This is a genomic window from Streptomyces sp. SID3212 (assembly GCF_009865405.1).
Taxonomy (GTDB): Bacteria; Actinomycetota; Actinomycetes; order Streptomycetales; family Streptomycetaceae; genus Streptomyces.
In genome coordinates, this window is sequence record NZ_WWJY01001054.1 from 1 (window position 1) to 5,086 (window position 5,086).

3 protein-coding genes and 2 pseudogenes are annotated in these 5,086 nt (G+C 72.6%); 2 read left to right on the forward strand and 3 right to left on the reverse strand.

Annotated features, from left to right (window positions below):
• Positions 1–13: 13 nt before the first annotated feature.
• The 3 genes and pseudogenes from GT042_RS31485 to GT042_RS31495 all read right to left on the reverse strand — a co-directional run.
• Positions 14–1,108, reverse strand: a complete 1,095-nt coding sequence (locus tag GT042_RS31485) for an FAD-dependent oxidoreductase (RefSeq protein ID WP_345943994.1) — start codon at positions 1,106–1,108, stop codon at positions 14–16.
• A gap of 40 nt (positions 1,109–1,148) precedes the next feature.
• The gene (locus GT042_RS31490) at positions 1,149–2,435 is read right to left on the reverse strand and encodes an NtaA/DmoA family FMN-dependent monooxygenase (protein WP_345943995.1); all 1,287 of its coding nucleotides are present in this window, start codon (positions 2,433–2,435) and stop codon (positions 1,149–1,151) included.
• Positions 2,436–2,956: 521 nt separating this feature from the next.
• Positions 2,957–3,943: pseudogene (locus GT042_RS31495) on the reverse strand (pyridoxal-phosphate dependent enzyme); the annotation flags it as partial.
• A gap of 364 nt (positions 3,944–4,307) precedes the next feature.
• On the opposite strand from GT042_RS31495, the gene GT042_RS31500 reads away from it, so the two are divergent.
• Complete coding sequence (locus GT042_RS31500; RefSeq protein WP_161312102.1) at positions 4,308–4,448, forward strand: putative leader peptide; 141 nt, start codon at positions 4,308–4,310, stop codon at positions 4,446–4,448.
• Between the two features lie 407 nt (positions 4,449–4,855).
• Positions 4,856–5,086: pseudogene (locus tag GT042_RS31505) on the forward strand (FMNH2-dependent monooxygenase); the annotation flags it as partial.

The window sequence follows — 5,086 nt, forward strand, 5'->3', positions numbered from 1 at the left end:
GCCTCCGCCGGCCTCAGCCGACGCGCGGCCCGAGAGCGAACCGGCCGGCGGCCGGGGCCCCGCCGACGAGGTCGGCGGCGAGTTCCCCGATGACGGGGGCGAACTTGAAACCGTGTCCGGAAAAGCCGGCCAGCACGGTCAGAGGCCCCTCCCGGTCGATGACGAAGTTGTGGTCGGGGGTGGTGGTGTAGAGGCAGGTGCTCGCCACCGGCGCCGTCGCGTCCACGCCGGGCAGCCAGCGCTCGGCGTACCGCTGGACCTCGGCGAGTGAGCGAGGGAGGACGGTACGGTCCCGGTGGTCCGGGTCGACGACGGGCCCGACCCCGTGGAACCCGACCTTGACCCCGTCGTCGCTGCCGAGTCCGTAGATCCCGCCCTCGTCCGCGAGCCCGGCCCCCGGATGGTGGATGAAGCTCGGCCAGTCGAGCGCGTCCGGTGCCGGGAAGTGCGCGGGCTGCTCCTGGGTGACCCGCATCGGCGGCAGACCGGACACGAGTCCGGACAGCCGGCCGGGCGCCCAGCCGCCGACCGCGACCACCACCGAGTCGGCGGTGAACGCCTCCTCGTCGTCGGTCACGAGCTCGGCACGTCCGCCGCGTACCGACAGCTCGGTCACCTTCACACCGTGCCGGACACGGGCGCCGTGCTGCCGGGCGGCCTGCTGGAACGCCGCGACCGCGCGGTCCGCGTGCACCCGGCCGGCCTCGGGATGGAACAGCGCGGTGGTGTCGGCCCGCAACCCCGGCCACCGCTCGGCGGCCTGCGCCGGGGTGAGGAACTCCGAGGGCCGGCCGGCCGCACCCAGGACGTCGTGGAGTGCGGAGGTCGCGGCGGCCGGGCCGTGGTCGACGGCGCCGGTCAGCTCCAGCACCTGGCGTCCGGTCTCCTCTTCGAGGCGCCGCCACAGCGGCAGGGCACGTACCGCCAGCGAGACGTAGAACGGGTCCGCATAGGCCAGACGGAAGATCCGCGAGCTGCCGTACGAACTGCCCCGGTCGTGCCCGGGTCCGAACTGCTCGAAGAGCGTGACCTGTTCGCCCCGTGCGGCCAGGTGCCAGGCCGCCGAGGAGCCCATGACCCCTCCTCCGACGACGATGTGATGAACCACGGGGACAACTCCCTTTCCAGGCAACGAATATGACGGATGCTCAGACTTCGGTGACGGCGACCGGTCGGTGCCGCGCCGGCAGCTCGAGTCCGAGGTTCTCCCGCAGCGTGGTACCCGCGTAGTCGGCCGCGACGATCTTCCGCTTGCGCAGTTCGTGCAGCAGGCCGTTGACGACGAAGTCGTGCTGGATCGGGTCCGCGAGGCCGCTCAGCGTGATGACGTCCAGCACACCCGCCCGGAACCGCTCCTCGACGGCGTCGGCGAGTTGCCCGGGTGTGCCGGCGACGGCCCAGTGACCGGTGTCCTGGGCCGCGACGATCAGCTCCCTGAGGGTGTCGCCCCGGCGCGCGTACCCGGCGAAGATCTCCACCCGGCCGCGACGCCGGTTCACCGAGGTGACGTCGGGCAACAGGCTCTCCGGCAGCTTCTCGTCGAGCGGGATCTCCGACAGATCGACTCCGCCGCCGAGCATGTCGGCCACCTGGGCGCGGCCACGCTCGAAGTCGATCGCCTCACGCCTCTCGCGTACGAGCCGCCGCGCCTCCTCCTCGGTGGCGCCGTACGTGGCGTGGAGCGAGCTGAAGATCAGCGGCAGCCCGTCGGGCCGCCCCCACCGCGCGGCCTGGCCCCGGATCTTCCGGGTGAAGTCCACCGCGATGTCGAGGGTCGGGAGGGAGGTGAAGACGACCTCGGCGTAGCGGGCGCCCAGCGCCGTCCCGGCGGCGGACTGCCCGGCCTGGAACTGGACCGGGCGGCGTTGCGGCAGCGGCGGGATGTTCAGCGGGCCGGCCACGGTGAAGAACCGGCCGGAGTGGTCGATCGGGCGCACCCGGTCGCGGTCCAGTACGGCCTTTCCGTCGGCGCCGGCGGTCAGCGCGCCGGTCTCCCAGCTGTCCCACAGCGCGTTGACCACCTCCAGCGACTCCTCGGCGCGCGCGTAGCGGTCCTCCGGGCTGGGCAGGTCGCCGGGCCCGAAGTTCTCCTCACCGATCGACGAGGTCACCAGGTTCCAGGCGGCCCGTCCGTTGCTGACGTGATCGAGCGTGCCGAACAGCCGGGCCAGGTTGTAGGGGTGGTGGAACGTGGTCGACACGGTGGCGATGAGGCCGATCCGCGAGGTCACCTGGCTCAGCGCCGAGACGAACACCAGCGGTTCCTGGGACCCGATAGGCCCCTGGGCGCCGAAGCTCAGCAGGTCGGCGGTGAACAGCGCGTCGATCCTGGCGGCCTCGGCGAGTTTCGCCACGCGTACGGCGGTGTCGAGGGTCGACCGGGTCGGGTCGATCGCCAGGTCGTACGTCTCCGACGTACCGCCGGCTCCGGTCACGGTTTTCAGCGTTCTGGGCCGCTTCGCGCTCACGACTGGTCCATTCTCACCGGTGCCGGCGATCTCGGGGGGCGGCGACATGCTGGGGCGAAACCGCACCGGGACAGGCCGATCGAAGCCGATCGGGTGTCAGCGGTGGGTACGGGCCTGCCGGACCGGATCCGGGCAGGCGGGGGCGACGTCGGGCGGACGGCGACGGCGAAGAGGAAGGGAAAGGCCGAAGGGTCAGCGACAGAGCGCGGTGTGGGTCCGGCACAGGTCCACATGCCGGCGCCTGGTCCGGACCGGCGGCGCGATCGCGGCGCGGCCCTGCCCGGAAAGGGCGGACCTGACGTGCGATGCCTTCACGGTGACTCCCCATCGGTCCTGGTGTGAGCAGGATGAACGAACGTACGTGGCAGGTGGGCGGGCTTGTCAAGACCGAGTCTCACGGGACGGGACAGGTGACGGAATACGGGCCGGAGGACGAGACGGGGGAGGGGACGGGACACGCCACGCCGGTCGAACCTCCCCGGTCACGCCCCGGGTTCGTCCGACAGGCCCAGCTCACGGAGCCAGTTGTCGTCGAAGACCTTGGACAGATAGTTACGGCCGGAATCCGGCAGCAGCGCGACCACCAGGTCGTCCGGCGTCAGTTCCGCCGCCACCCGCAGCGCGGCGGCCACGGCGGTCCCGGCGGAGCCGCCGACCAGCAGGCCCTCCTCACGGGCCAGCCGCCGCGCCGTCCGCAGGGAGTCACGGTCGCTGATCCGCTCGAACCGGTCCACGACCTCGGGGTGGTAGGACTCCGGCCAGGTGTCGTCCACCGTCTCCGGGTGGCGGAAGTGGCCGATGCTCTCGACGTAGTACGGGCTCCCGTCGCCGCCCGAGTAGACCGAGGACTCCGGGTCGGCGCCGACCACCGTCACCCGGCCACCGCTCACCTCCTTGAGGAACTCGCCGGTCCCGGTGATGGTGCCGCCGGTGCCGATGCCGGACACCAGATGGGTGATCCGTCCGTCGGTCTGACGCCAGATCTCCGGACCTGTGGTGCGGTAATGCGCAAGCGGATTGGCCGGGTTGTCGTACTGGTTGGCCAGCCAGCCCCCGGGGGTCTCGGCGGCGACCCGGGTGGCCACGGAGTGCACATGATCGGGATGCTCGCGCGGTACGTCGCTGGGGCAGACGACGACCTCCGCTCCGTACGCACGCAGGACGGCGACCTTCTCCGCGCTGCTCTTCTCCGGGATCGCGAAGACACACCGGTAGCCGCGCTGCGCGGCGACCATGGCCAGGCCGACGCCCGTGTTGCCCGAGGTGCCCTCGACGACGGTGCCGCCGGGCAGCAACTCCCCGGACTCCTCGGCCGCTTCGACCATCGCCAGCGCGATACGGTCCTTCACGCTGCCGCCGGGGTTGACGTACTCCAATTTCACACAGACCGGCGCGACGGCCCCGTCGGTGACGCGGTTGAGCCGCACCAGCGGGGTGTTGCCGACCGCGTCGGTCAGGGAAGCGTGGACGTCCAATGCGGTGCTCCTTGCGTGCGGCTCTGTCGCCGGTTCCGGGATGTCCACGGGCGCACCCCGGGCAGGTCGGGGCGGACGAGGAGTGGGACCGGGCCCGGGGTGATCACCCGGCCACGGTAGCCGGGCGGGTCGGATCCCATCGTTTCACTCGTATGAAACATCGGCGGGCGGGCCGGACGGCGAGGGCGTGGCGGGGCCCGCCAGGAGGGCCGCCCGAGCGGTACCGGCGGTTCCGGGCGGCATTGTTCACAGCGGGACGACCGGTTAACGTGAAATCCGATCACCCGCTCCGGCGGCAGGCTCGGGGCCCGGTACGGCCGGGGCCCGGCGATCGACCCGACAACCGTGAGGCGAGGTGAACGACATGCAGGCGCGACGTCCCGGCCGACGCGACCGTCGCACGCCGGACCACGGCGGGTCCTTCGAACTCGGCGTCGCCCGGCGCCATGTCGACCTGCTGCGCGTGAGCAGCGCGCTGTGTACGGGGACGTCTCCGCTCCGCTGAGAGTGCCCGCGCCGCCAGGGCTTGTCCGCGACGTGGTGTCTGGCTCGCGACGCCTGGCACGTCCTCCGGGCGGACGACCCCACTTCGCGGATACGCCCCAGTGCTATCCGGCGCCGCGACCTGATCGCGCTCCGCCTCGCGCTCGCCCTCCCCTCCCGGCGACCGCCGTGTCCGCCTGGACCGGTTCGTACTCGACCTGACGCACAGCGGGACCGCCGTCCGCTGGGCGGAGGGACTCCCGGCTGCCGTCACCCTGGCCCTCCGGCTGGTACGCCACCAGCCCTCACCCCCCGGCAAACGGAGGGTCCACCAGTCGCCGATCCCGCGCCCCCCGCCGCGCTCACCCACCCCCACGCCCTCTGCCGACCCGCCCCGTTCCCGTACCACTTCACCCGGAGGTACTCCCCGTGACCGACCCCGACGACGGTCTTCCGCCTCTTCCCCGCCTGCATCTGGCCCTGGAGGTCGACGGCGACGGCGCCCACCCCGCAGCCTGGCGCCACTCGGGCCGTCCGCCCGGCGCCGTGCTGACCCCCCGGGCGGTACGGGACGTGGTCGCCGCCGCCGAGAACGCCGGCTTCGGCCTCGTCACCTTCGCCGACTCGCCGCTGCCGCCCGGCGCGGACCCGGACGCCTCC